17 protein-coding genes are annotated in these 22783 nt (G+C 64.2%); 7 read left to right on the forward strand and 10 right to left on the reverse strand.

Features of this window, described 5'->3' with window-relative positions; genetic code table 11:
- The first annotated feature begins 71 nt into the window (after positions 1-71).
- The gene (locus HNQ39_RS11735; RefSeq protein ID WP_184195799.1) at positions 72-1145 is read left to right on the forward strand and encodes a mannitol dehydrogenase family protein; all 1074 of its coding nucleotides are present in this window, start codon (positions 72-74) and stop codon (positions 1143-1145) included.
- On the opposite strand, the gene HNQ39_RS11740 is transcribed toward HNQ39_RS11735, so the two are convergent.
- Positions 1142-2044, reverse strand: coding sequence for a YegS/Rv2252/BmrU family lipid kinase (locus HNQ39_RS11740; protein WP_184195802.1), 903 nt, complete (start codon positions 2042-2044; stop codon positions 1142-1144). The genes HNQ39_RS11735 and HNQ39_RS11740 overlap by 4 nt on opposite strands.
- A gap of 82 nt (positions 2045-2126) precedes the next feature.
- Between HNQ39_RS11740 and HNQ39_RS11745 the strand changes: the two genes are divergently transcribed.
- Positions 2127-3107 (forward strand): endonuclease/exonuclease/phosphatase family protein, encoded by a 981-nt coding sequence (locus HNQ39_RS11745; RefSeq protein WP_184195805.1) that lies wholly within the window; start codon positions 2127-2129, stop codon positions 3105-3107.
- Positions 3108-3114: 7 nt separating this feature from the next.
- Here the strand turns inward: HNQ39_RS11745 and HNQ39_RS11750 are convergent, their stop codons facing one another.
- Positions 3115-4998, reverse strand: coding sequence for a glycoside hydrolase family 43 protein (locus HNQ39_RS11750; RefSeq protein WP_221289953.1), 1884 nt, complete (start codon positions 4996-4998; stop codon positions 3115-3117).
- A 110-nt stretch (positions 4999-5108) separates the two neighbouring features.
- On the opposite strand from HNQ39_RS11750, the gene HNQ39_RS11755 reads away from it, so the two are divergent.
- Complete coding sequence (locus tag HNQ39_RS11755) at positions 5109-5948, forward strand: alpha/beta hydrolase (RefSeq protein WP_184195811.1); 840 nt, start codon at positions 5109-5111, stop codon at positions 5946-5948.
- Positions 5949-5989: 41 nt separating this feature from the next.
- A complete protein-coding gene (locus HNQ39_RS11760) occupies positions 5990-6913 on the forward strand; it encodes an alpha/beta hydrolase (RefSeq protein ID WP_184195814.1) in 924 nt (307 codons plus the stop codon).
- Between the two features lie 170 nt (positions 6914-7083).
- Here the strand turns inward: HNQ39_RS11760 and HNQ39_RS11765 are convergent, their stop codons facing one another.
- The 5 genes from HNQ39_RS11765 to HNQ39_RS11785 are packed head-to-tail and all read right to left on the reverse strand — an operon-like array spanning position 7084 to position 13920.
- On the reverse strand, positions 7084-7860 hold the full coding sequence (locus HNQ39_RS11765; protein ID WP_184195817.1) for a sialate O-acetylesterase: 777 nt from the start codon (positions 7858-7860) through the stop codon (positions 7084-7086).
- 4 nt (positions 7861-7864) lie between these two features.
- Positions 7865-9727: an alpha-L-arabinofuranosidase C-terminal domain-containing protein gene (locus HNQ39_RS11770; protein ID WP_184195820.1), complete on the reverse strand. Its 1863-nt coding sequence runs from the start codon at positions 9725-9727 to the stop codon at positions 7865-7867.
- Positions 9728-9733: 6 nt separating this feature from the next.
- Entirely contained in the window at positions 9734-10762 is a 1029-nt protein-coding gene (locus HNQ39_RS11775; RefSeq protein ID WP_184195823.1) for a LacI family DNA-binding transcriptional regulator, read from the reverse strand.
- 10 nt (positions 10763-10772) lie between these two features.
- The gene (locus HNQ39_RS29615) at positions 10773-12821 is read right to left on the reverse strand and encodes an alpha/beta hydrolase-fold protein (RefSeq protein ID WP_221289954.1); all 2049 of its coding nucleotides are present in this window, start codon (positions 12819-12821) and stop codon (positions 10773-10775) included.
- A gap of 13 nt (positions 12822-12834) precedes the next feature.
- On the reverse strand, positions 12835-13920 hold the full coding sequence (locus tag HNQ39_RS11785; protein ID WP_184195825.1) for an endo-1,4-beta-xylanase: 1086 nt from the start codon (positions 13918-13920) through the stop codon (positions 12835-12837).
- Between the two features lie 124 nt (positions 13921-14044).
- Here HNQ39_RS11785 and HNQ39_RS11790 point away from each other — a divergent pair, with 124 nt between their 5' ends.
- Genes HNQ39_RS11790 through HNQ39_RS11800 form a run of 3 tightly spaced genes read left to right on the forward strand, consistent with a single transcriptional unit; the run spans position 14045 to position 17669 of the window.
- Positions 14045-16072 (forward strand): PDZ domain-containing protein, encoded by a 2028-nt coding sequence (locus HNQ39_RS11790; RefSeq protein ID WP_184195828.1) that lies wholly within the window; start codon positions 14045-14047, stop codon positions 16070-16072.
- Positions 16073-16076: 4 nt separating this feature from the next.
- Positions 16077-16928, forward strand: coding sequence for a S1 family peptidase (locus HNQ39_RS11795; protein ID WP_184195831.1), 852 nt, complete (start codon positions 16077-16079; stop codon positions 16926-16928).
- A gap of 18 nt (positions 16929-16946) precedes the next feature.
- Positions 16947-17669, forward strand: coding sequence for a hypothetical protein (locus HNQ39_RS11800; protein WP_184195833.1), 723 nt, complete (start codon positions 16947-16949; stop codon positions 17667-17669).
- On the opposite strand, the gene HNQ39_RS11805 is transcribed toward HNQ39_RS11800, so the two are convergent.
- The 3 genes from HNQ39_RS11805 to HNQ39_RS11815 all read right to left on the reverse strand — a co-directional run bounded on the left by HNQ39_RS11805 (position 17664) and on the right by HNQ39_RS11815 (position 22745).
- Complete coding sequence (locus HNQ39_RS11805) at positions 17664-18581, reverse strand: sugar phosphate isomerase/epimerase family protein (RefSeq protein WP_184195836.1); 918 nt, start codon at positions 18579-18581, stop codon at positions 17664-17666. The two genes, HNQ39_RS11800 and HNQ39_RS11805, sit on opposite strands and share 6 nt — an antisense overlap.
- Before the next feature lie 147 nt (positions 18582-18728).
- Positions 18729-20069 carry a Gfo/Idh/MocA family oxidoreductase gene (locus tag HNQ39_RS11810; RefSeq protein WP_184195839.1) on the reverse strand — a complete coding sequence of 447 codons (1341 nt, stop codon included), beginning with the start codon at positions 20067-20069 and terminating at the stop codon, positions 18729-18731.
- A 54-nt stretch (positions 20070-20123) separates the two neighbouring features.
- Positions 20124-22745: a sensor domain-containing protein gene (locus HNQ39_RS11815; protein ID WP_184195842.1), complete on the reverse strand. Its 2622-nt coding sequence runs from the start codon at positions 22743-22745 to the stop codon at positions 20124-20126.
- Positions 22746-22783 lie beyond the last annotated feature (38 nt).

The raw sequence follows: 22783 nt of genomic DNA on the forward strand, positions 1-22783 counted from the left end.
TCCGTGACATCTCGGCCGAAGGCCAGAAGCGAAGCGGAGCCGCCCTCGTTCATGAGGGCAGGGAAATAAAGATGAAGATTCTTGTATTTGGAACCGGCGTGCTGCTGCGCGGCCTGATCGCCGACTGTGCGGAAAAGGCGCAGATGCCTATCACGATGGTCAGCTCGACCCCCTCGGGCGACGACCGTGCGCGTGCGCTCACGGCGAGCGGCGGGAAGTTCACCCTCCGTGAGCGTGGCCTCGGTAGCGATGGGAGCGTGGTGGACACGGCGCGCGAGGTCGCCATTATCGAGCGGGCACTGACGGCCAGCGACGATACCGAGGCGGTTCTGGCGACGGCGAGCGACCCGGAGATCGGGCTGGTGATTAGCAATGTCAGCGAGTCCGGGTTTAAGATCACCGAGCCCAAGGAGTTCTCGTTTCCGGGGCGGCTGGCGGCGTGGCTGAAGGCGCGCATGGAGTCGGGTGCGCCCGGCGTGACCATCCTACCGTCGGAGCTGATCGCGGAGAATGGGAAGAAGCTGCGTGCCATGGTCGCCGAGTGCAACCCCGACCCGGTGTTCCTGGCTTGGCTAGACAGTGCGTGTGTCTTCTGCGACACGCTGGTGGACCGCATTTGCACGCAAGATGAGAGCGATCCCCTTGCGGCGATTGTCGAGCCCTACACCTTCTGGGCGATTCAAGGTGAGCCCACGGGGGCACTGGGGGAGCTGGCCGCGGCCAATCCTGGCGGGATCATTGTCGCCGAGAGTATCGAACGCTACCAGCTGCGAAAGGTGCGGATTCTCAACGGCCTGCACACGTCGATGGCGAGCATTGGCCCCAGCAAGTACGGGGTCGAGACCGTGCGCGAGGCGCTGGAGCACCCCGAGCTTGGCCCGTGGCTGGAGTCGCTGCTCTGGGACGAGATCGTCCCGGCGATCTGCCCGCCACTGGAGCGCACCGACGCCGACGAGTTCGCGCGGCTGACCTTGCTGCGCATGAAGAACCCGTTTCTGGTGCACAAGCTCGCCATGATCGCGGTTGGGGCCGCGGTCAAGTGGGAGGCGCGCCTGCTGCCCACCCTGGCCGCCTACGAAGCGCGCTTCGGCAAACAGCCCGAGAAGCTCACCGCCTGCCGCGAGGCGTTTCTGGCATCGGCTTAGTAGCGCACGGGGGTCTTGACCCGCAGGGCGTGGGGGGTAATCGTAAAGGTGGCGGGAGTGCAGCTGCCTAGGTCACCGTCGCGCTGGAGCTGGAGAGGCGTTTCGGCCTCCAGGGTGATGTGCTTGCCCTGGTAGATCCAGACACTATCGCTCTGTGGGTGGCGGCCCAGTGCCATGTCGGCCAGCTGGGGCAGAAACGCGGCGTTGCGCACGGGTGCTGGGAGGTTGGGGGCGGTAAAGAGGATAATATCCAGCAGACCGTCATCGAGGCTCGCATCGGGCAGGAGCTTGAGATCGCCGCCGTACAGCGATGTGTTCCCCACCGCGACCAGGAAGACATCGGTCTCCGGGAGCGTGTTACCGTCGATCGTGACCCGGACACGGTGCGGCGTAAAGGTCGCCAGCGCTCCGACCGCCGCGAGGGCGTAGGCGGTCGCGCCCACCGCACTCTTGAGCCCCTCGTTGACCTGCCCGATAGTCGCGCTATCGACGCCCCCGGAGCACATCAGCAAAAACGACTCGCCGTTGCAGCTGCCGATATCGATCCAGCGCTCGGCGCTTCCCAGCCCGATATCGACCGCAAGGGCGGGGTCACTCAGGGGAATGCCCAGCTCCCGCGCCAGGACATTGACCGTCCCCGTGGGCAGGATTCCCAGCGCGACATCGGTGCCCGCAAGCGCCTGTGCCGCCGCCCGGACGGTTCCGTCGCCGCCCGCCACAAAGAGCGTGCTCACCTCGGGGAGAAGCTCCTCGACCAGCTGCGTGATGTTCTCTCCGGGACGAACCATCACCTCGGTCCAGCGCCCCTGGCGCTCCCCGAGCCGTCGGCGTGCCTGCTCTAGCAGGATATTAGTGCTGGTCCCACCTGAGGTGGGATTGGAGAGAAGAAAGATGCTCACTGCGTTAGGGTACGCTGGTGAGCTGCGCTTGGTTCCGGTGAAGTTTTCGGTGTGATGTGGAATAGACCTCTAGGTCTGTCCAATGTCGAAGAACCCTCCTACCCGTGCCAAGCGGCGAAAGAAAAAGCTGATTGCTCGCCTAGACCGTGTGCTACGGCTGGTGGCGGTCTTTCTCTGCGCAGCGACCTACCTGGGCTATCTGGGAATCTGGTGGTGGGTGCTGGACCTCTTCTCTCACTTTCGTCCCGTGCTGGCGCTGGTGCTCGTCCCCGCTGTGGCACTGCTTCTCTGGCGCAGACACCTTTGGCTGGGGGGAGTGGCGCTCAGTGCACTGGTCCTAAATTTTGGTGCCATCGCCCCGTATCTGATCACGGCCCCTCAGGAGAGGCCTTCGGCCAGTGCCCAGCAATTCAAGATCTTTCATGCCAATGTGCTCGCTCCCAATACCTGCTATGAAGAGCTACTGACACAGATTATCCAAGAAAATCCGGATGTGGTTACACTGACGGAGCTGACCTCTGGCTGGATGACGGGCTTGGGAGCGCTCAAGACGCAGTATCCGTACATGGTCCACAACGAGACACAGGATCGCTTCGGGCTGACGATCTGGAGTCGGTTTCCGATCGTCCGGCAGGAGCCGCAGTACCTGGGGGTACAACAGCGCTGTGCGATCTTGGCGCAGCTCCAGCTCAATAAGCGCTGTGTGAGTATTGTCGCGGCCCACCCGTGGTCTCCCCGCAACGCCGACTGGGCCGCGAGTCGGGACCAGCAGCTAGAGCTCCTGGGCCAGCATATCGCGGCGGAGTCTGGGCCACTGGTGCTGATTGGCGATCTCAATGTGACTCCCTGGAGCCATGGGTTCCAGTACCTCCAGGCGCTCTCCTCGCTCCGCGACTCGCAGCTGGACTACGGCCTCACCCCCACCTGGCCCGCGCACTTGCCGATCCGCATCCCGATCGACCACTGCCTGGTCTCGGAGAAGGTCCATGTCCTCAGTCGGCACACCGGCGAGGACTTCGGCTCGGACCACCTTCCCCTGGTTGTCACAGTCGCGGTAGAGTAGGGGATCGCTAGCCCTCGCAACGGAACCGGGAGCCGTCGGGGCGGCTCCGGTTGCCTCCCGTGCCGTCGGCCAGGGGCTTTCCGCTCTCGGGGGCGAGCCGGAGGTAGCGCTGGGTGCTGAGGGAGAGCAGGGTAAGCTCGCCTTGAGGCGTCTCGATCCACTGAAAGGTCTCGGGCTCCCCCGGCTTCTCCCGCATCAAGACAACCGACTCACCGCTGGCGACCGAGACAAACCCTAGGGCAGACTCCAGCGCGACACGGCCTTGACCACGGTCAAGGACCTTGAACTGTGTCGCTGTGTCCAGGGTCAGGGCCCGCTGGCTTCCCACTTCTCGGAGCGTGATGCGTTTTCCGTAGGGGATGGGCTTGGTCAGCCCATGGCAGAGCGGCTCGTCTACCGTGAAGCGCGTAAAGTCGGCGTGGCCCCCCGCGGCTCCCGATGTGCTGTAGTGGAAGAGGGAGTAGCGGATGCCCTGGAAGGTCTTGAGCTGGAAGACCATCTTGAAGCTCTCGCCCAGGGGCTGGAAGCTCTTGCCGTTGGTGCTGAAGCTAAATCTTGCCTTCTCCGTGAAGAAGTCACACTCCGCCCGTAGCCAGACACGCGTCCCGCGGAGCGGCGCTTGGGTGGTCTTGTTGGTGGTTTTATCAAACTGCTCCAGCGTAAAGCCACTCCCCTCGCAGCGCACCCCGATCCAGGCATAGGGCGAGTTGAGCAGGCCCAGCCCGGCGAGGTCGCCCGGCTTCATGCCCGCCAGTTCTAACTCCACGGTGGGGATGGAGACCGGGCCGACCGCGCGCTGAGTGAGGGTGTTGCGCGCCTGCCAAAAATCGGGGGCGGGGAGGGCGTGCAGGCGCAGGAAGCCCGGGCGCTCGGTGAGGGACCATGTTGTGTTGTCCGGCGCGTGGTTCCACTGCCAGATCGGCTTGAGGGTCTTGCCCGAGAAGTCATCGCTACGCTCATAGGGAGCCGACAGCTTGGAGCTTGCCCCGGTCTTGGGCTTGACCCAGGTGCGCGGCGAGCGCCCGAGGTTGCCTGGGAGCCCAAAGTAGGGCCAGCCGTCCTTCCAGGTCACCGGCGAGAGCCCCGTCAGGCGCCCCAGCGAGTTGAAGTCCATCATCGAGAAGCCCCACCACTCGCCCGCGGGGGTCTCGACAATCCCGCCCTGGTGCATCGCGCCTTTTGCGATTCCGAAGTCCTCGCCCTCAGAAATGACCTTGACTTCGTAGGGCCCCTCGGGACGGTCCGCGCGGGCGCAGGGCATCTTCATCGTCCCCAGGTACCAGGCGCTGGTGATGACGTACTTGCCGTTGATCTTGTAGAAATGCGCCCCCTCGCCCATGCCATCGCTCTGTTTGAAGAGAGTGCGCTCCGTGCCGGGAATGGCATCGGTGAGCTCGCTATTGAGCTGGACCAGGCGCAGGTCCCGGTAGCCGTAGACCACATAGATCTTGCCGTCGTCGTCGAAGAGCACCGACGGGTCATGAAAGCCGGTCTTCATCGCCCAGTGCTTCCAGGGACCGGCGGGGTTGGTGGCGGCATAGACCTGCATCGGCTGGCCCCGGACATTGGTGAAGATATAGAAGGTTCCCTTGTGCCAGCGGAAGCTTGGGGCCCAGATTCCCTGGCCATAGATCGCCTTGCCGTCTTCGAGCCGGTACTCCGGGCCGAAGTCCAGACGCTCGCAGGCGTAGCTCAGAAAGCGCCAGTTCACGAGGTCTTTGGAGTGGAGCACGGGCAGGCCGGGCATCGTGTGCATGGTCGTGCCGGTGAGATAGAAATCGCTGCCCACCCGGATCAGATCGGGGTCGGAGAACTCTTCGTAGAACAGGGGATTGGAGAACGTGCCGTTGCCGTTATCGGCGTGCCAAGTTTGGGTCGGTGGTGTCTTCATGACTTTTTCGGAGAAAAACGCCCTTGCTATTTCGTCGTAGCTGGAGTATACCATAGTGTCTTTAAAAAAGAACCACTCCCAAAGTAGGGGAAATAACAAGGAAATTCGTTATGCCACAAGGAAGACTGGCCACTCCCAAGCCCGGCCCCACCCCGCTCCCGATACTCGCCGCGCTTCCCACCCTGACCGAGACGAGCTTCTACGCCCATGCCAATGTGCCGCACGGGACCCTGGAGCAAGTGCGCTACACCAACCACGCGGGCAAGGAGAAGCGGCTCCATGTCTACCTGCCGCCGGGCTATGCTGCGAACAAGGACACTCGCTACCCCGTGCTCTACCTCAACCACGGCGGCGGGGAGGACGATGCGCGCTGGTCCAGCCCGACAGGCGGCTGCGCCCCCGATATCCTCGACAATCTCATTGCGGCGGGCAAGGCGCGCCCGATGATTATCGTCATGCCCAACACCGGCGGGCTCGCCTCGTTCACGCCCCCGGAGCCCGGGAAAGACGACCTCTGCACACAGGAGTACCTCAAGGACATTCTTCCGCTGGTCGATACGCGCTACCGGACCCAGGCAAGCCGAGAAGGGCGCGCGATCGCGGGCCTCTCGATGGGGGGCTTTGTGGTGACTAATACCGGGCTGGCCCACTTAGAGACCTTCTCCGAGCTCTATATCTTTAGCTCAGGCTACATCGGGGAGAGCCAGAAGCTCGCCGAGGAGCGGTTCGCCGCGATCCTGACCGATCCCAAGATCAACGAGAAGCTACGCGTCCCGCTCTACATGGGCCAGGGCGAGACCGATATCGCGCTCCACAACGGCCAGCACTTTATGTCGCTGCTCTTTAAAAACCACATCCGCGCCTTCTGGGTGCTGAGCACCGGCGGTCACGAGTGGGGCAACTGGCGGCGCTACCTCTGGCAGACCGCCCAGCTCATGTTCCCTAACTGATCTTACGTTTCCCAACTAACACCTATGAAGGAGTTTTCGAAATGACACTAAAAGCACTAGGACTATTTGCAGCTCTCTTGCTGATTCAACCCGCTATGGCACAGAACGACAAAATGATCGCGATTCCCATCCCGGAGCAGCCGGATGCCATCACACTCAGCACGGGGCCGCTTCCCAACGCGCCCACGCCCGAGTCTTGGCACCAGCAGTACGGCAGCATGTTCGCCCGCAATGTCACGGTTGCCACCCTGCGTCCCTTCCTCCCCGCCCCGGGGAAGGCGACGGGCGCTGCGGTGATTGTCGCGCCCGGTGGTGGCTTCCGCACGCTGTCGATGGAGAACGAGGGCTGGCAGGTCGCCCGTGCGCTTGCGGCCCAAGGGGTGGCGGCGTTCGTGCTGAAGTACCGCCTCAACCAAACCCCCGCCGACCTTGAGGAGTTCGCGCGTCCGCCCGCCCCGCGCCCTGGCGGTGCGCCTCCTGCGGGCGCTCCGCCGCCTCGGACGGTCGGTGGCGACATGGCCGCCCGAATCGCGCCCATGCTCGCCGATGCCAACGCGGCCTTTGCGCTGGTGCGTGCCAACGCGGCCAAGTGGCATGTCGATCCCGATCGTATCGGGATGATCGGCTTCTCGGCGGGCGCGGCGCTGACCATGACCACGGGGCTGAATAGCAAGGAGGCCAAGCCGGCGTTTCTGGGCAATATCTACGGTCCCCTCGGAGCTGTAGAAGTCCCTGCCGATGCGCCGCCGCTCTTTGCCGCAATCGCCGCCGATGATCCGCTTTTTGGCTTCAATGTGGGCCTGATCGAGAACTGGCGCAAGGCCAAGCGCCCGGTCGAGTTTCACTACTACGAGCAGGGCGGGCATGGCTTTGGGATGTACCCCAAGGAGACCACGAGCACCGGCTGGTTCGACGCCTTCTCTAGCTGGCTGAAGATGCACGGCTACATGAAGCCTAAACCCTAACCGTCGGACCCGTGAGCCCGAGGAACGAGTCCTCGGGCTTAAGAGGGCTACGGGCACCTTCGTGCCCACTGGATTCGGTTGGCTGCGTTTCGTATTTGTTGGCTGCGAAGGCAGCCGTAGCCCTTTCAAGCCCGGACACTCGTTGTCCGGGCATGTTTACCGTGAGGGCATTAGCCCCCCAGTAGCGAGAGCATTTTTTGCGCGTAGCGCTTGCCAAGCTCGCGGTAGCCTGTGGGCGTGAAGTGCAGGTGGTCCGGGCGGGAGGGGCAGCCCGCCGACGAGATCACATGGGCGGTGGGAATGAGCTTGGGAAGCTCGCCGATAATCGGGTTCATGCTGGCGCAGGCACCGCCCTGGTCTTTGTGGACCAGCTCTCCGGCCAGGAGCGGAACGTCCTCGGGCTTGAGGCTGAGGTCTTTGAGCAGGCTCTCGTAGAGGGCCTTGACATTTTTGGGCCAGTCTTTGTCGCCAGTGTTGGACTCGCCCTGGTGGAGCAGAATGCCCTTGATCACACCGTCTTTTTGGGCCAGCTTTCCCAGCTCGACTAGCCGGAGGTACGGGTTGCCGCCGTAGGCCGCGATAATGCCCTTCATCCAGCCTGGCGCGGTCGTGGCGTACTCGGCGGCGTGGTCTTTGTCGAAGAGCTCCAGCTTGCAGCCCGCCACCGAGACATTGACGATCCCGACCTTGATCTGTGCGGGGAGCTTCTCGACCAGGGTTCGCCCAAAGTAGTCCGACGGCCCAATGCCGGCGTTGGGACGGCAGAGTGGTGGTGTGGCTGTGTACCAGCGACCTTTCTCGCGCTTTTGGCTCGGGAAGTCCACAGCGGCGAGCACCTGGAAGCGCTCGCTGACGGGGCCTTTGTCTTGCTCCTCGATCCCGGGGAAGCCCTCCATGTTGGACTGCCCGAGGGAGAGGAAAACATAGAAGTTCTTGTCTTGTCGCATGGGGTTAGCGTGCCTCCAGGGTCAGCAGGGTGATGGAAAAGGGCGGGAAGGTGTAGGCGAACTCGGGCTTCACGCCGCTGAGTTTTGTGGTCTTCGGGGCCACATGGGTCGGTTTTTCCATGGAGTTGGTCTCGTCGGGCGGGGCGGCGAGGGTGATGACGGTCGCATCGGGCTTGATGGAGCGCACTCCCGGGAGCTGGATCGTGACTGCTTGGGGGGTGTCGCCGGGGTTGACGTACTTAACAAGTATCTTGCCCGTCTTGCTCTGGCGCGTCACCGACGCCAGGAGCGGTGCACCGGCGAGGCTGACCTTGAGGAGCTCGTCGCCGACACTCGTGCTAAAGAGCTTGAGGGCGTAGTAGCTAGGTGCCCCGTAAGCTTTGAGCGCGTCGTAGCCGATCAGGTCAGGGCGCCACTGCCGCCCACCGGGGTTGATATTGACAAAGAGCGGCGCGTAGCACTGCATCGTCACGAAGTCCGCGTGGCGCTCCATCGCGGTCATGAACGCCGCATCGCCGAGGGCTGCCTTCATGCTCGGGGTGGCGGGGAGGTTGCGCGACGGTGGGAGCCACGGGGCGACCTCCTCGTGTGCGGCCCACTCGCCCACAAAGATCTCGGGGCCAGTTCTATCGTAGCGGTCGAAGTGGGTGGGGGAGTCGCGGATAAAGTCGGCGGCCTTGCGGTAGTAGTGCTCATCCAGGGCATCGGGCTTGCGGCTCTTGACCCGCTTGCTGGCAGGCTGCTCATTGCCGACCGTCGAGACCACCTTCAGGTGCGGGTACTTGGCCTTGATGGCATCGTAGAACTGCGCAAAGCGGCCGTCGTAGCTGCCCGAGCGGTCGAAGAAGTCCTCGTTGCCGACCTCGACATACTGTAGCTTGAAGGGCTTCGGGTGGCCGTCTTTGGCGCGCTGCGCCCCCCACTTTGTCGAGACAGAGCCCGTGACATACTCAATCTCATCGAGCGCGTCTTGGATGTAGGGCTCCAGCTCGGGGCCGGGCTTGATAAACTCGCCTCGCAGGGAGTAGCCCGCGTAGACCCCCAGCACCGGCTCGGCACCCATGTCCTCGCACCAGAGCAGGAACTCCAAGAGCCCCATGCCGTCGGTGGAGCGGTAGCCCCAGGGACACGGGTGGCCGGGGCGCGTCTCGATTGGCCCGATCGTCTTCTTCCAGTCGAAGCGCTCCGCGATCGTGTTTCCCTCCAGGTAGTTGCCCCCAGGGAAGCGCAAAAACGCGGGCTTGAGGTCCACGAGGAGCTGCATCAGGTCCTTACGGAAGCCATTGGGGCGGTTGTTCCAGGTGGGAGGAAAGAGCGAGACCAGGCTCAGCCAGAGCGTGCCGGGTTTCTCCGCCGTGATCGCAAAGACCGCATCGGTGGTAGGCGTGGCCTTTCCCGTCTTGAGAGTCGCCGTGCGCTTCGTCCAGCCCTCCCCCACGGCGGGGAGCCGGGTCTGGGCATAGACCGTCTTGCCATCGCGGCTCTGGAGCGTGAGGGTGAGCCCTCCGACATCGCCGCGGGCGAAGAGCGTGGCTGTGTAGGTAGTGTTCGGGGTGATCGGGAAGCCCCAGTAGCCGTCGTTGGCCGCTCCCGCACCGGGCGTGGCGCACTCGATCTTCAGCGACTTGGGTAGGGCATCGTTGACCGGCCTCTCGGTTGCAAGTGTCAGATTCGCGCCTCCGACAGCGGTCCAGTGCGCGGGCTTCTGCGGGTCATTGAGGAAGGCACGGTTGCGGACCAGCTCGGCGTAGAGACCACCGTCGTAGCTGTAGTTGATCTCCTCGGTCATCAGGCCGTAGTGGAGGGGGCTGACCTTGCCGGTCGCCTTGGTCGCGTCTATTGTGAGTGTCAGGTTTTGTTTTTTCATAGCGTTTTAGGGGGTTTTTCTCTGGCAGGTCATTCCCTCTCGTAGTCGCATGGTGATGGCGCGGGTGGGCAGGGGAGCCTGTGGGGCTTTGATCTTCTCCAGCAGGAGCTCGACCGCTCCGCGCCCGACCTGCTCCATCTCGTTGCTAATCGTGTGGAACGGTAAAAAGTAGCGGTCATCGTTGCGGGAGTGGAAGAGCAGGATCGAGAGCTCGCCGGGGATGCTCAGCCCGAGCTGGTGGGCCGCGTGAACGACCGCCATCGCCTCGGCCAGCTCATAGGCGACGATGGCGCTGGGGCGCTCGGGGCTCTGGAGCAGGGCTTTCGCCGCTGCGATACGCTCGTCGCCGGGCTCGTGGTGCCAGAGCTTGGGCAGCAGGTGGGTATGGGGCACCCGTCCGGCCTCGGCCATCGTCTGCTCGTAGCCCCGCCTACGGTCGTACTTGCTGTAGTGGGTGTTGAGGGGCTCGTCTGAGTCGACATAGCCGATTCTCTCGTGCCCCAGCGTCAGCAAGAACTCCGTGGCGAGCCGCCCTCCTTGGGAGTCATCGGGGTGGATCGCATCGAACTCCTGCTTGACATTGAGCCAGATCGCCGGGATGCGGAGCCGCAGGATCGTCTCCAGATAGCCCGGCGACGAGGCCACATGGCGGTTGAGCAGCACTCCGTCCACGGAGAGATCATGGAGGGTGTGGGGCAGGTAGGTCTCGTCCTCGATCACCGGGTCCGGTACCTGCGAGAGCACGAGGTGCAGGTCCTGGTCGGCCACGGCGCGGGTGAGCCCAAAGAGAAGCTCCGGGGGAAGGTACTGCCCCCAGAGCGACTGGATCAGAGCGATACTGCCAAAGCGCCCCGCCCGAATGGCCCGCGCCGACGCATTGGCCCGGTAGCCAAGCGCTTGCGCCGCCTCGCGCACCCGCTGCTGGGTCTTGGGGCTGATGCGCTGCGTATCGCCGCGCCCATTGAGCACATGGGTCACGGTTGCCCGTGAGAGTCCCAAGTGCTCAGCCAGAGTCGCGATGGTCGGGTGGGCCATAACCTAAAGTTTACTTCTCCTGAAAGACCCGCTGCAAGAAGTAGTAGAGGTTGTTCTTCCAGTGCGTGGGGTCGTGGGCGTGGCTGTCCACATTCCAGAGGTGCGGGACCTCCTTCTCTTTCAGGTAGCCGTGGACACCCTGGCTGATTCCGATCAGGCCGTCTTTGTTGCCGCACGAGAGATAGAGCAGCTTGAGCTTGGCCTTTGCCGCACTGGCATCGGGGACGAGCTGTGCAGGGGGCTTGGTGTTGGGCGCCGACGAGAACCCGCCGACCCAGGCGAAGGTGTCTAGGTGTCCCAGTCCAAAGTTGAGCGACTGCCCGCCGCCCATCGAGAGTCCGGCCACGGCGCGGCTCTCCCGCTCGCTCTTGACCGAGTAGCGCTTCTCGATTGCGGGAATCAGGTCGTCCAAGAGGTCGCGCTCAAAGACTGCAAAGGCCGGCGCGGTGGCCATGGCGTTGGGGCCAGGACGGTCGTCTTTCTGGGCGCGGCCGTTGGGCAGGACGATAATCATCGGCTGCGCCTTGCCGTCGGCCAGCAGGTTGTCCATCAAGAGGTTCGGCGACGCGAAGCGCAGCCACTCGGTCTCATCGCCGCCGATCCCGTGCAGCAGATAGAGAACGGGGTACTTCTTGCCGGGATCGTAGCCCGGCGGGGTGTAGACATTGACCTTGCGCTTCACCCCCACGGTCTTGGAGTCGTACTCGATCAGCTCCAGCTTGCCGTGGGGGACATCGCGCTTGGCGTTGACCTCCGCGGGCGGGTCCGGGAAGGCCTGGATATCGTCGGGGTTGAGCTTGATAGGTCCTCCAAAGCCGCCGGGGCGACGTGGTGGTTGATTGGCCGGAGCCTGCGCCGACTCGCGGAAGAGGAGGGGGGCAAACTCATGGAGGCAGCGGCGCCACGTGAGCCACTCGTGCGAGGTCCCCGGTGACTCGTAGTAGCCGTGCTTGATCCCCGCCTTCTCCAGCGCATCGTGGTAGCCCTTGACACTGGCGTACATATTGGCCGGCTCCGCAGTTCCGATCCCCAGCCAGACCAGCTTCATCTTCTTATTAAACGCCTCGGGGTCGGCCATCGCGCCGTTGTGGGCGGTCTTGAGGTCGATCGGGCCACCAAATCCCCCGCCGCCGCCGCTGAAGCCCCCCAGCGAGGCGAAGAGCTCTGTGTGGGCCAGGCCGATCTGGAAGGTCTGCATCCCGCCCATCGAGAGCCCCGCCATCGCCCGACTCTCGCGGTTGGTAAGGGTGCGGTAGGTTGAGTCGATCATCGGGATGAGGTCCTTGGTGAAGACCTCATCGAGCGCGGAGAACATTCGGGAGAAGTTGGGTGGTCCCTGCGGTGCCTGCGGCTCTCCTGCCTTGCGGGCGTAGCCCTGCTCCATCACCACCAGCATGGGCTTGGACTTCTTCTCCGCGATCAGGTTGTCCATGATGTTGGCCATCTTGCCCTGGATCGGCCAGCCGCGCTCGTCCTCGCCGCCGCCGTGCTGGAGGTAGAGCACCGGGTAGCGGGTCTCGCGACTGGTGTCATAGTCCGGGGGGGTGTAGACAAAGATGCGCCGCCACTCGTTGGTGGTCTTGGAGAAGTAGACCCGCTCACGCACCTCGCCATGGGGGACATCCTTGGGCAGGTAGTAGTCCACGCCCTTCTCCGGCACCTCGATCCCGCTGGTCTGCTTGCCCGTGCCGTAGAACGTCTCGCTGCCCGGATCGTTGACCTGGACACCGTCGATCACGAGCCAGTAGTAGTGAAAGCCGGGCACCAGCGGCGCGTTGGTCTTAGCGGTCCAGTAGCCGTTGGCGTCCTTGGTCGCGGCGAGCCGGTTGCCCCCCCCGAGGTTGAACTCGACTTTCTGGGCATCGGGGGCGCGCACCTGAAACAGCACGTTCAGGTCGGGGAGCACGCGCGGGTACTGCGCCCCACGGATATTCGAGGCCGCCGGCACCGAGTCTGCGGGCGGCGGCGTGACAGCCTGCGGGGGAGCCTGTGGCGGCTGTGCCAGTGCGCTCAGTGCGGCAAACGAGAGCGCGGCGGTGAGTAGGGATTTAGTCCTCATTGAGCTGGTCCTTTCAGCGTTTCTTGGTGGCGTTCTGCACGGCGAAGAAGGCGGGCTTGGTCTTGCCCTGGCGGTCGAAGAGAAGCGGGTAGTCGGTGCGCCCCCGGATCGGGAAGTTATCGAGCCATGAGGAGCCGTCGTGGGTTCCCCAGAAGGTCACCCGCCCGATGGTTTTTTGGTGGCGCAAGAACATCTCAAAGGCCAGCCGGTAGCGCTCGGCGTGGGCCTGGGCGACCGCGTCGGGGAGCTCCTTGGTGTAGGGGTTCATCACGGCCTGCTGCTCGGGCGTCATCTGCTGCCTAAAGCTGATATCGGCACCCTGGTACTTGGTGGGGAGCACCCCCAGGTCGAGCTCGGTGATCATCACTTTCAGGCCCAGCGCTGCGTACTCTTTGATCGCCTCTTCGACCTCGGTGAAGTTGGGGTTGTCCATGCGCCAGTGGCACTGAATCCCAACCGCGTGGATCGGGACTTTCTGCGCGAGGAGCCCCTTGACAAGCTCCACGGCCTTAGGGCGCTTGTAGTTCAGCTCGATATTGTAGTCGTTGTAGATCAGGGTCGCCTTCGGGTCGGCCTCGTGGGCGGCGCGAAACGCCTCCGCGATAAAGTCATCGCCGACTGCCTTGAGCCAGGGCGAGGGGCGCAGTGTCCCGGGGCCGTCGTTGATCGCCTCGTTGACCACGTCCCACTGCGCGATCTTGCCCTTGTAGTGCCCGACCACCGTGCCGATATGGGTGCGCATCCGCTTGAGTGCCAGCTCCCGATCCAGCGGCTTTCCCTCTTTGCCCTCGAACATCCAGCGTCCGGTCTGTGCGTGCCAGAGGAGGGTGTGCCCGATCGCGGTGGCCCCGCAGCTCTTGCACAGCTCGACCAGCTTATCGCCCTCCGCGAAGCGAAACTCCCCCTCGCGTGGCTGGACTGCCTCGGGCTTGAGGCTATTCTCGGGTGTGATGGCGCTAAAGTGGGTCGTGGCCAGCTCGGTATCCTGGCGCGACTTCCCCTGAAGCGCCGCAACCCCCAGGATCGTCCCCACCAAGAACTTCCCCTTGTACGCCTCTTTGAGTGGCTTGACTCTCTCTGTCTTCTCTGCCTGTTGCATCCTTCGAAACCCCTTTGCTATTTCGTCGTAGCGCGAGTATACCATAGGGTCTTTAAAAAAGAACAACACTGAGAGAAAACCCAGGGCTATGAGACGGTGAGTCCGCTAGGGTAAGATAGAGTGCATGGCACTTCCTGTACTCTTTTTCGCCCCTGCCCTGCCTGCGCTTGTCGCGGCTCCCGCCCGTGTCGAGGATACCAATGCTGTTTTGATCCGACAGGTTGCGGAGCGAGTGCGCCCGGCAATTGTCCGTATCCACGTGGTCGCGGTGGAGGTCGACGAAGGCAAAGAGGTCAAGCAGGAGTCGTTTGGCTCGGGAGCGATCCTCACGGCCGACGGCTATGTCGTGACAAACCACCATGTGGCGGCGCGCGCCAAGTGGCTGACCGTCACCCTGGCCGATAAAGAGGAAGTGGACGCCACCCTTGTCGGCACCGATCCCCTCGCCGATATCGCCGTGATCAAGCTCGCGCCCCGGACGACGCCCTACCCCACTCTCCGCTGGGGGGACTCGTCGAAGCTGCGGGTCGGGGACCCCGTGCTGGCCGTGGGGAGCCCGCTGGCCTTCTCCCAGTCGTTTACGTCGGGGATCGTCAGCAACACCGAGCTCATCCTCTCCGAGGCGAGCACGGGGGGCGGGCGGATGGCGCTCGACGGTGAAGATGTTGGCTCCTTTGTGCGCTGGATCGCCCACGATGCCCGGATTCTGCACGGCAACTCCGGCGGCCCGTTGGTCAACCTCGCGGGGGAGATCATCGGGGTCAATGAGATCGAGGTCGGGCTCTCCGGGGCGATCCCGAGCCTGGTTGCCCAGAGCGTGGTGGAGCAGCTCATCAAGACTGGGCAGGTCACCCGCGCCAGTATCGGGGCCGCGCTCCAGCCGCGCCTCAAGAGCAGCAATGCCACCACGGGCGCGCTGGTCGGGAGCCTCCACCCGGGGAGCCCTGCGGCCAAGGCGGGCCTCAAGCCGGGGGATCTCTTGCTCAAGATCGGGGAGACCGCACTGGATATCAAGGTGCCTGAGGATGTCCCGCTCACCAACCAGCTGATCGCAGCGCTGCCTCTGGGCGCGCCCTTGCCCGTGACCTTCCTGCGCGATGGCCAGGAGCAGAAAGCCCAGCTCACCCCGACCGTTCGCCAGCCCGCGACAGCGGAGTCTGTGGTGATTCGGGACTGGGGGCTGACCGCGGTTCCGATCCTGCCCGATGACCTCCCGAACCTCCAGCTTACCAGCACGGAAGGGGTCTATATCGAGGATGTCCAGGCGGGGAGCGCCGCCGCCGAGGCCAAGCCGCCGCTCGCGGCGGGCGATGTGATTCTCTCCGTGGCGGGCAAGCCGGTCAAGAGCCTCACAGAGCTCCAGCGCCTGACCGAGGCGCTTCCCAAGAGCGCTTCTGGAACTCCCTTGCTGGTTCAGGTGCGACGTGAGGGGGCGCAGGTGCTCTCGCTGGTCACGGTGGGGCGGGCGACCGAGGAAGATACGAGCGCGGCGGTGCCCCGCTCCTGGCTCCCGGTCGGGCTCCAGCCGCTTCCGCGGGCGCTGGCCGAGGCGCTCAAGCTCCCTGCGGGGACCAAGGGCGTGCGGATCACGCAGCTCTACCCCGGCAATGCGGAGGTCGCCCAGAAGCTAAAAGTGGGGGATATCGTCACCAAGATCGACGGCCTCCCCACCGAGGCGGAGGAGCCGGAGGGGATGGACCAGGTGCAGTCGCTGATCCGCCAGTACAAGGTGGGGACACTCGCCAAGCTGAGCGTGCTGCGGGACGGCAAGCCGCTGAGTGTGAGCGTGACCATGACCCGTGCGCCGCGCCAGGAGCGGGAGGAGGCACGCCACGCCGACCCGCGCTTCGGGGTGAGCCTGCGCTCCGTGACCTTCCAGGATAGGCTACGTCAGCCGGGGATCGCCGAGGGCGCGGTCGTGCTCGAAGTCACTCCGGGAAGCTGGGCCGCCCTCGCCCGCCTGCGCCAGGGGGATGTGATCTTAAGAGTGGCGGGCGCTCCGGTGAAGGACCTCGCCACCGCCCGCGCCGCCTTCGATACCGCCGCCGCGGCCAAGGCGCGCTTCCTCCCGCTCTTTGTCCAGCGAGGGGCGGATACCGTGTTTGTGGAAGTTCAGACCGACTGGTCGCTGCCAGCGGGTCGTAAGGAGTAGTTCTATGCCGATTCTTTTTCCTCTTGCTACTGCGGTTCCTCCCGCACTGGTCTGTCCTGCCGTGGATACACTCGGGGAGGCGATCCGGGGGGTGGTGCAGAAAAACCGGGCGAGCATGGTGACCGTCAGCCTGGTGCTGAAGTACAACATGGGCGGCCAGAGCCAGGACAGTGAGCTGGAGACCGAGGGCGTTGTCCTCACCAGCGAGGGCCTGGTGGCGGTTATCAACGCCGCGATCGATCCCGCCGCCATGATGGGGGGAGACACCGATAGCGCTAAGTTCTCGGTGAAGGTGGTGAGTGCCCGCCTTCTGCTGGAAGACGGCCAGGAGATTCCCGCTAAAGTGGTGCTCCGCGACCCCGATAAGGGAATCGCCTTCCTGCGCCCCATCGCTCCCGTGGGCAAGCCGCTGGCCTTTGTGGACCTGAAAAAGCCCCCGGTGGCTCAGATCGGGGACTCGCTTTTGGTGCTGGGACGCCTGGGAAAAGGGGCCAACCGCGCTCCTCGTGTGGTCACCCCGCGCATTATCGGCGTGATTGAGAAGCCCCGGACGCTCTATGTGGCAGAGACCTTCAATGGCCTCCTAGCCCTGGGCGATGTGGTCTTTAACGAGAAGGGCGAGGCCCTGGGAATTGTCACGCTACGCGGCAAGATGGAGACCACGACCCGCACGACCATGGACATGTCTCGGGGGATGATGCCGGTCGTGGTTCCCGGCGACGACATCTGGGAAGCCGCGTCGCAGGCACCGTCGGTGAAGGACGCCAAGGACGATACCCCGGTAGGGAAGACACCCGCCAAGCCAACCACACCACCCAAGAAGCCCACGACACCACCCAAGAAATCCGGAAAGTAAGCCGGGGGGGCTGGGGGAATGCAGCAGCAGAAGACAAAGCACCTCCCACAGATGCTACAAGGCCCGGAGCAGGTGCTGGCTGACCTCTCCGTGGTGGCGAGCCGGGAGGCGCGATTGCTGCGCTTCCTGCGTCCGGTTGCAAGGGTGTTGCTCCTTGGCCTGGTTGCTTTTATCCATCTAGGGAGCATCGGGAGCGACTACCAGAACCACGGCTGGCCCATCGTGGCGCTGAAGCTCTTTGTCATGCTCGTCCAGATGTTCATCCTCCCGCACTTGATGGGGCCGTTCACTACCGGGCGGCTCCAGTGGTGCCTACGGGACGCCATGCCGTATGTACGCAAGGCGGGGCGAGAGAGCTTGGAGCCGATCTTGCTCTTGATGGCGGCGTGTGTCGATCCCGCCGAGAGGTTTGCACACCGTAGCCATAAGCAGCGCTGGCAGCTGGAGCGCGAGTTTGGGACGCTGGCACGCGAGCACGTGACCCAGTGGCTCGCGCGGATGCCGGTGGGGGAGGTGGAGCACCTGAGCCCGGAGGCGCAAAAGGCACTCGTGGCGCTCACCGAGCGGGCCCTCCGTGCCTCACGGCGCCCCCAGCAAAAAGACCCGACCCATGCCCGTTTTGCCACCGCCGCGCTCCTGACCCTGGCGACTCTACGCCAAGGGCGATTTTCCGCCTATACCACCCACCCCGATCCACAAGTGGCGGCGGCGGTCCAGGAGCACTCCAGCGCGCTGCTATAGCGCGTCTGCGACTACCCGCTTGAGCTTCTCCAGGCCGGTCTTCGCCACGGAGAGCGGGTCTTCTCGGTAGTAGGCCTCGTTGAAGAGCTCCAGGGAGAGGTAGCCGCGGAAGCCCGCGAAGTCTAGGTTGCGTAGGATGCGACGTAGCGGCGCGACCCCATCGCCGGGGTAGACACGGTCGGCATCGGTGATCTGGGCAGGGGCGATATCCGGGTAGTCGTTGACATGGAAGACTGGCAGGCGGTTGCCCGAGAGCAGGGTCAGGCCATCGACCGGCGAGCCGCCTTTGTAGAGATGGTAGACATCGCTGAGGATACAGGCCTGAGGGTGCCCGGACTCCAGCGCGATCAGGGCCGCCTCCCCGAGCCGGTTGAGGTTGGCGGAGAACCCCCAGACCTCGACCATCGGCACGACTCCGGTCTTCTCTCCCAGCTCGCAGAGCACCCGGTAGCGCTCGGCGGCGGCGAGCAGGTCGATCTTGGGGCTCCCGGCGGTGTGCACCCCAAACGGCGGTGCCGCCACGCGCCGCCCCCCGAGGCGTGCCAGGAGCTCCATGTCGTGGCGCGCTTGGGCCAGCCCCGCCTCGCGCGCCGTGTTGTCGTCGTTGATCCAGTCGAAGAACCCGATTGCGGACTCAACTGTCAGGCCGATATCCAGCAGCTCGCTCCGTAGCTCGGCGAGGTTGCCTCCCTCCTCCACAAAGCGCTCCAGCTCGTCCATCCAGGGCTCGATCGCATCGTAGCCCGCGGCGGCGGCGAGGCGACAGAGCTCAGGCAGGGGGAGCTTGTGCTTGCGGACCGTGCTGGTGTTGAAGCAGAAGCGAAACGGGTACGAGGGCGACTCCAGCAGCTCCGGGAAAGGAGCGAGCGCGCCCTCGGTGAGCGTGGGTTTGTCTTCGAGTAGGGTGGGCATGATTTTAATACTTCGCATTGCCCCCCCGATCAGAACGGGGGGGCTGGAGAGCCTTCGGCTGGAAAGGCCGTGCCGGCCATGGGCGCGAAGCGCCCTTTGTGTCCGAGGCACGAGGACAGCAAGACGCTCCCGTTCATGGGAGCGAGACTAGAGAGTCCAGCCGCCGCGGTAGCGGTAGGAGCGCAGGGCGTTGGCCTCTTTCATCTTCTCGCCGCCGACAAACTCCTCTTTCTTGGGGTTCCAGAGCAGCTCGCCGCCGCCGAGGCGGATACAGATATTCCCAAGGTGGCAGACACTCACGCTGCGGTGGCCAATCTCCACATCGCAGATCGGGCGCTGGCGGCTGCGGATACAGTCGACAAAGTTCTGGTGGTGGTTGTTGGAGACATAGAGCCGCTTGGCGTTGGCGGGCAGGGGCTCGGTGATGAGCTTCTCGTCGCTGGCCCCGATCCGGCCCCGGCTGACAAAGATCCAGCTCCCGTTCTCGCCGTAGAAGTGCACCCCGTTCTCGCCCTGGCTGCTCGCGATCAGCTCCACGCCATCGGCGTAGGTATAGGTTACCTCGAAGTTCACCGCGGTAGTGTAGGAGCAGAGGGTCGGGTCCTCTTTCGGAACCGTGGCCTTGGCGCTGACCTTCACCGGCCCATCGCCGTCGCGGCCGAGGCCCCACTGGGAGATATCCAGGTGGTGGGCACCCCAGTCGGTCATCATGCCGCCGCTGTACTCAAACCAGTAGCGGAAGTTGCCGTGCACGCGGTCCTTGACATAGGGGCGCTCCGGGGCGGGGCCTTGCCACATGTCGTAGAGCAGGTCCTCGGGGACGGGCTGTACCTCGAAGGGGCCTTGCTCGCGGCCACCGGGCAGGTGCGCGACCACTTTCTTGAGCTTGCCTAGGCGCCCGTTGCGGACCAGCTCACAGGCGAGGCGGAAGCGGGCATCGGAGCGCTGCTGGCTTCCCGTCTGGAACACCGTGTTCTGCTTGCGGGCGATCTTGACCAGCTCCTTGCCCTCGGCCAGCTTCAGGGTCATCGGCTTCTCGCAGTAGACATCCTTGCCCGCCTTCATGGCCATGCTGGCGACAATTGCGTGCCAGTGATCCGGGGTGCCAATGACGACCGCATCAATGTCTTGGCGGTCCAGCAGGTAGCGGAAATCGACATACTTGGCGATCCCCTTGGCAGCGCCGCCGAAGACATTGGCCGCTTCCTCCAGGTGGGTCAGGTCCACGTCGCAGACCGCCACAACCTCCACCCCGGCCTTGCTGCCGATCCCGCGCATATCGCCTAGGCCCTGGCGGAAGCCACCCTTGCTACCGCCCGCCCCGATCAGGCCCATGCGAATCTTATCGTTGGGACCGATGGTCCGGCGGGGAGTGGGGATGGTCTGCTCTTGAAACTCGGCGCTCTCGGCCCAGGCAGGCAGTCCCGTCATAAAAAATCCCGTGGTTGCTCCAGCAAGCAGCCCACGTCGCGTCATTGATTGGCTCACGTCTGAGAATCCTCCGTCCCAAGGTTCGGCGCGGAGGGAGGCCATTCCTTCCCGCTAGGCGGCGCGTGCGAGGACGGGGGGCGAGGTGCGGAGAAAGCGTGCCTCGATCTCCTGAGCGGGGCAGGGCCGTGCGAAGAGGTAGCCTTGGCCAATCTGGACACCCAGAGCATGGACAATTCTTTGCTGTGCCTCGGTCTCGATTCCCTCGGCGATTACCTCCAGCTGGAGTGCGCGTGCCAGTCCGACAACCGCCCGGATGATCTCCTGGTTGTCGTGGGCGAGCCTATCCAGGTGCCGGACAAACGAGCGGTCGACCTTGAGCTCTTGGACCGGGAGCTGGGTCAGGTAGGCCATCGACGAGTACCCGGTGCCGAAGTCATCGATTGCGAGCCGGAACCCCTGTGTGCTGAGGCGATCCAGGAGCGGGAGCTGGCCCCCCGAGCTGGTCATCGTCACGCTCTCGGTGATCTCGAGGGTGATGTCCTCGGCGGCGATCCCAAAGCGCTTGAGAGTCGCGGCCAAGTCCTCCGTCAGGCTCTGGCTCTTGAGCTCCACGCCGGAGAGGTTGACAGACAGGCGCAGTCCTGGGAGGGTTCGCTGCCAGCGTGCCAGCTGGGCACAGGCCACCGTGAAGAGCTTGCGCCCCAGCGGCGCGATCAGGCCGGACTGCTCCGCGATGGGGATAAAGCGTGTGGGGGAGATCGAGCCCAGGGTCGGGTGGGTCCAGCGTGCGAGCCCTTCGAGGCTCAGGAGCGTGCCTGTTTCGAGATCAATGAGAGGCTGGTACCAGAGGGTGAGCTGGTCCGTCTCCAGGGCGAGCCGCAGTGCGCTCTCGAGCTCAAAGCGCTCGTGCGCACTCTGCTGGAGAGTCTGGGTGTAGAACGCACTGCGGGCACGTCCTTGCTCTTTCGCCTCGTAGAGCGCCAGGTCCGCGTTGCGTAGGTACTCCGTGTGGGTGAGGCCGCTCCCCCGGACGATCCCTATACTGGCGGTGATTGCAAAGGTGTTCTGCCCGACCGCGAGGGGGGCTGCCAGTGCCTCGGCGATCTGGTCCGCCTGCGCCTGGAGTGCCTCGAAGGGGGGCATCCCGGGGAGGACAATCGTAAACTCATCGCCGCCCAGCCGAGCCACGAGACCGTCGTGGACACAGCGCTCCAGTCGGCGTGCCACCTCGATCAGTACCGCGTCCCCCACCGGATGCCCGACATTGTCGTTGATGTGCTTGAAGTTGTCCAGGTCCAGGATCATCAGGCTCGCCCCCTGCTCCGACTGCCGCCACTGCTCCAGTGTCTCTTGGAAGGCAAGGCGATTGGGAAGCCCGGTGAGCATGTCGTGGTGGGCTTGGTAGTGCAGGCGCTCCTGGTCTTGCTTCTCCTGGGTGATGTCGATGGTAAAGCCGCTCATCCGCCAGCGGTTGGCGCTCTCCACCGTGAGCTCCATCTGGTCGCGCATCCAGCGGAGCTCGCCGCTGGCGAGGCGGATACGGTACTCCGAGAGGCAGCGCTTCTCGCCATTTTGGATCGTGCGCACCATGTCGTTGATTGTCCGCATCTGATCCTCGGGGAGCCGGGCGAGAAAGAGCTGGCGTCCGGTGAGGCTAGGGCTAGCCCAGGCAATGGGAATCCAGCGGCGCACCGCCTCTTCTTCCAGGACGGTGTAGTTGATAAACTCGTAGAACTCTCCCGTCTCGGTCATCCCCTGGTACGCGGCGAGCTTCTGCTGGAAGGGATCGTCGTGGGGGATCGGCTTGCGCTCGATAATCACCGAGCCCAGCAGGCACCGGATGCTCCCGACGAGCTGGCGGATATTGGCCTCGTAGCTCTTGAGGGCCGTGATCTCGTGGCAGACCCCGCTCAGCTGCCAGACACCGTCGCGCTGGGGCTCGATATGGACATTCTCCGTGAACCAGCTCACCGTGCCATCGCGGAGGGTGACCTGAAACTGCTGGGAGAAGTGCTTCAGGCCCTGCTCCAGTGCGGCCTGCATATTAGCGGTGCAGCGCTGCTGGTCGTCTTCGGAGCGGGCGAGAAAGAAGTCCCGGGCGTAGGTCGTGGGCTCGCCGGGGAGGGGGAACTGCTGGCGGCTGACGGTCTCTTCCTGGAACGCCTTATGCCAGACAAGGCTACTGTCGGGCTGGCGATAGGCATGTCCCTCCCAGAGCAAGACCCCGCCTTCCTGGATAAGACGGACAAGCTGCGTGGAGGTGCTCCGTAGCGAGGTGATATCCGTGCAGATTCCTGTGAGGCGCCAGTGACCGGCGGCGAGGGGCTGGATATGGACCTCCTCATGGAGCCAGCGGAGCTCCCCTGTCGCTAGCCGGACACGGAACTCCGTATCGTAGTGGGACTGCTGGGCGTGCAGGGCCTGGTGCGCGGTGGCGTCCCGCCTCTGGCTGTCCTCACGGAGGAGGGCACGCTGGAAGGCATTGGCGAGGGTCTCGCTGTCGTTGCGGGCAAGAGGGAGCCAGCTTGGGAGCCCCTCGGCATTCAGAAAATCCCCCCGCCAGTGGAGCCCGGTTCCGCGCTCCGGGTGAAAGACGCGGGCATCGGGATAGAGCTGCTCTAGGGGGCACTCGACAACGAGTGACTGCCAAAAGAGGCAACGTGCGCGCTCCAGCAGGTCCTGTAGGGGAGCATCCTGCGTGAGGGGGACAGTAGGTGACGACAAAAGAGCCATAGAATCTCTGTCAATATAGGGTTATTGACAGGTTTTTA

It is taken from the genome of Armatimonas rosea (assembly GCF_014202505.1).
GTDB classification, from domain to species: Bacteria; Armatimonadota; Armatimonadia; order Armatimonadales; family Armatimonadaceae; genus Armatimonas; species Armatimonas rosea.

Bases quoted from the DNA above. Each gene is read 5' to 3' on its own strand.
- HNQ39_RS11760 (WP_184195814.1), top strand. From the start codon at position 5,990: ATGACACTAAAAGCACTAGGACTATTTGCAGCTCTCTTGCTGATTCAA.
- HNQ39_RS11770 (WP_184195820.1), bottom strand. From the start codon at position 9,727: ATGAAAAAACAAAACCTGACACTCACAATAGACGCGACCAAGGCGACC.
- HNQ39_RS29615 (WP_221289954.1), bottom strand. From the start codon at position 12,821: ATGAGGACTAAATCCCTACTCACCGCCGCGCTCTCGTTTGCCGCACTG.
- HNQ39_RS11815 (WP_184195842.1), bottom strand. From the start codon at position 22,745: ATGGCTCTTTTGTCGTCACCTACTGTCCCCCTCACGCAGGATGCTCCC.
- HNQ39_RS11800 (WP_184195833.1), top strand. From the start codon at position 16,947: ATGCAGCAGCAGAAGACAAAGCACCTCCCACAGATGCTACAAGGCCCG.
- HNQ39_RS11805 (WP_184195836.1), bottom strand. From the start codon at position 18,581: ATGCCCACCCTACTCGAAGACAAACCCACGCTCACCGAGGGCGCGCTC.
- HNQ39_RS11735 (WP_184195799.1), top strand. From the start codon at position 72: ATGAAGATTCTTGTATTTGGAACCGGCGTGCTGCTGCGCGGCCTGATC.
- HNQ39_RS11775 (WP_184195823.1), bottom strand. From the start codon at position 10,762: ATGGCCCACCCGACCATCGCGACTCTGGCTGAGCACTTGGGACTCTCA.
- HNQ39_RS11790 (WP_184195828.1), top strand. From the start codon at position 14,045: ATGGCACTTCCTGTACTCTTTTTCGCCCCTGCCCTGCCTGCGCTTGTC.
- HNQ39_RS11785 (WP_184195825.1), bottom strand. From the start codon at position 13,920: ATGCAACAGGCAGAGAAGACAGAGAGAGTCAAGCCACTCAAAGAGGCG.
- HNQ39_RS11765 (WP_184195817.1), bottom strand. From the start codon at position 7,860: ATGCGACAAGACAAGAACTTCTATGTTTTCCTCTCCCTCGGGCAGTCC.
- HNQ39_RS11750 (WP_221289953.1), bottom strand. From the start codon at position 4,998: ATGAAGACACCACCGACCCAAACTTGGCACGCCGATAACGGCAACGGC.
- HNQ39_RS11755 (WP_184195811.1), top strand. From the start codon at position 5,109: ATGCCACAAGGAAGACTGGCCACTCCCAAGCCCGGCCCCACCCCGCTC.
- HNQ39_RS11745 (WP_184195805.1), top strand. From the start codon at position 2,127: ATGTCGAAGAACCCTCCTACCCGTGCCAAGCGGCGAAAGAAAAAGCTG.
- HNQ39_RS11795 (WP_184195831.1), top strand. From the start codon at position 16,077: ATGCCGATTCTTTTTCCTCTTGCTACTGCGGTTCCTCCCGCACTGGTC.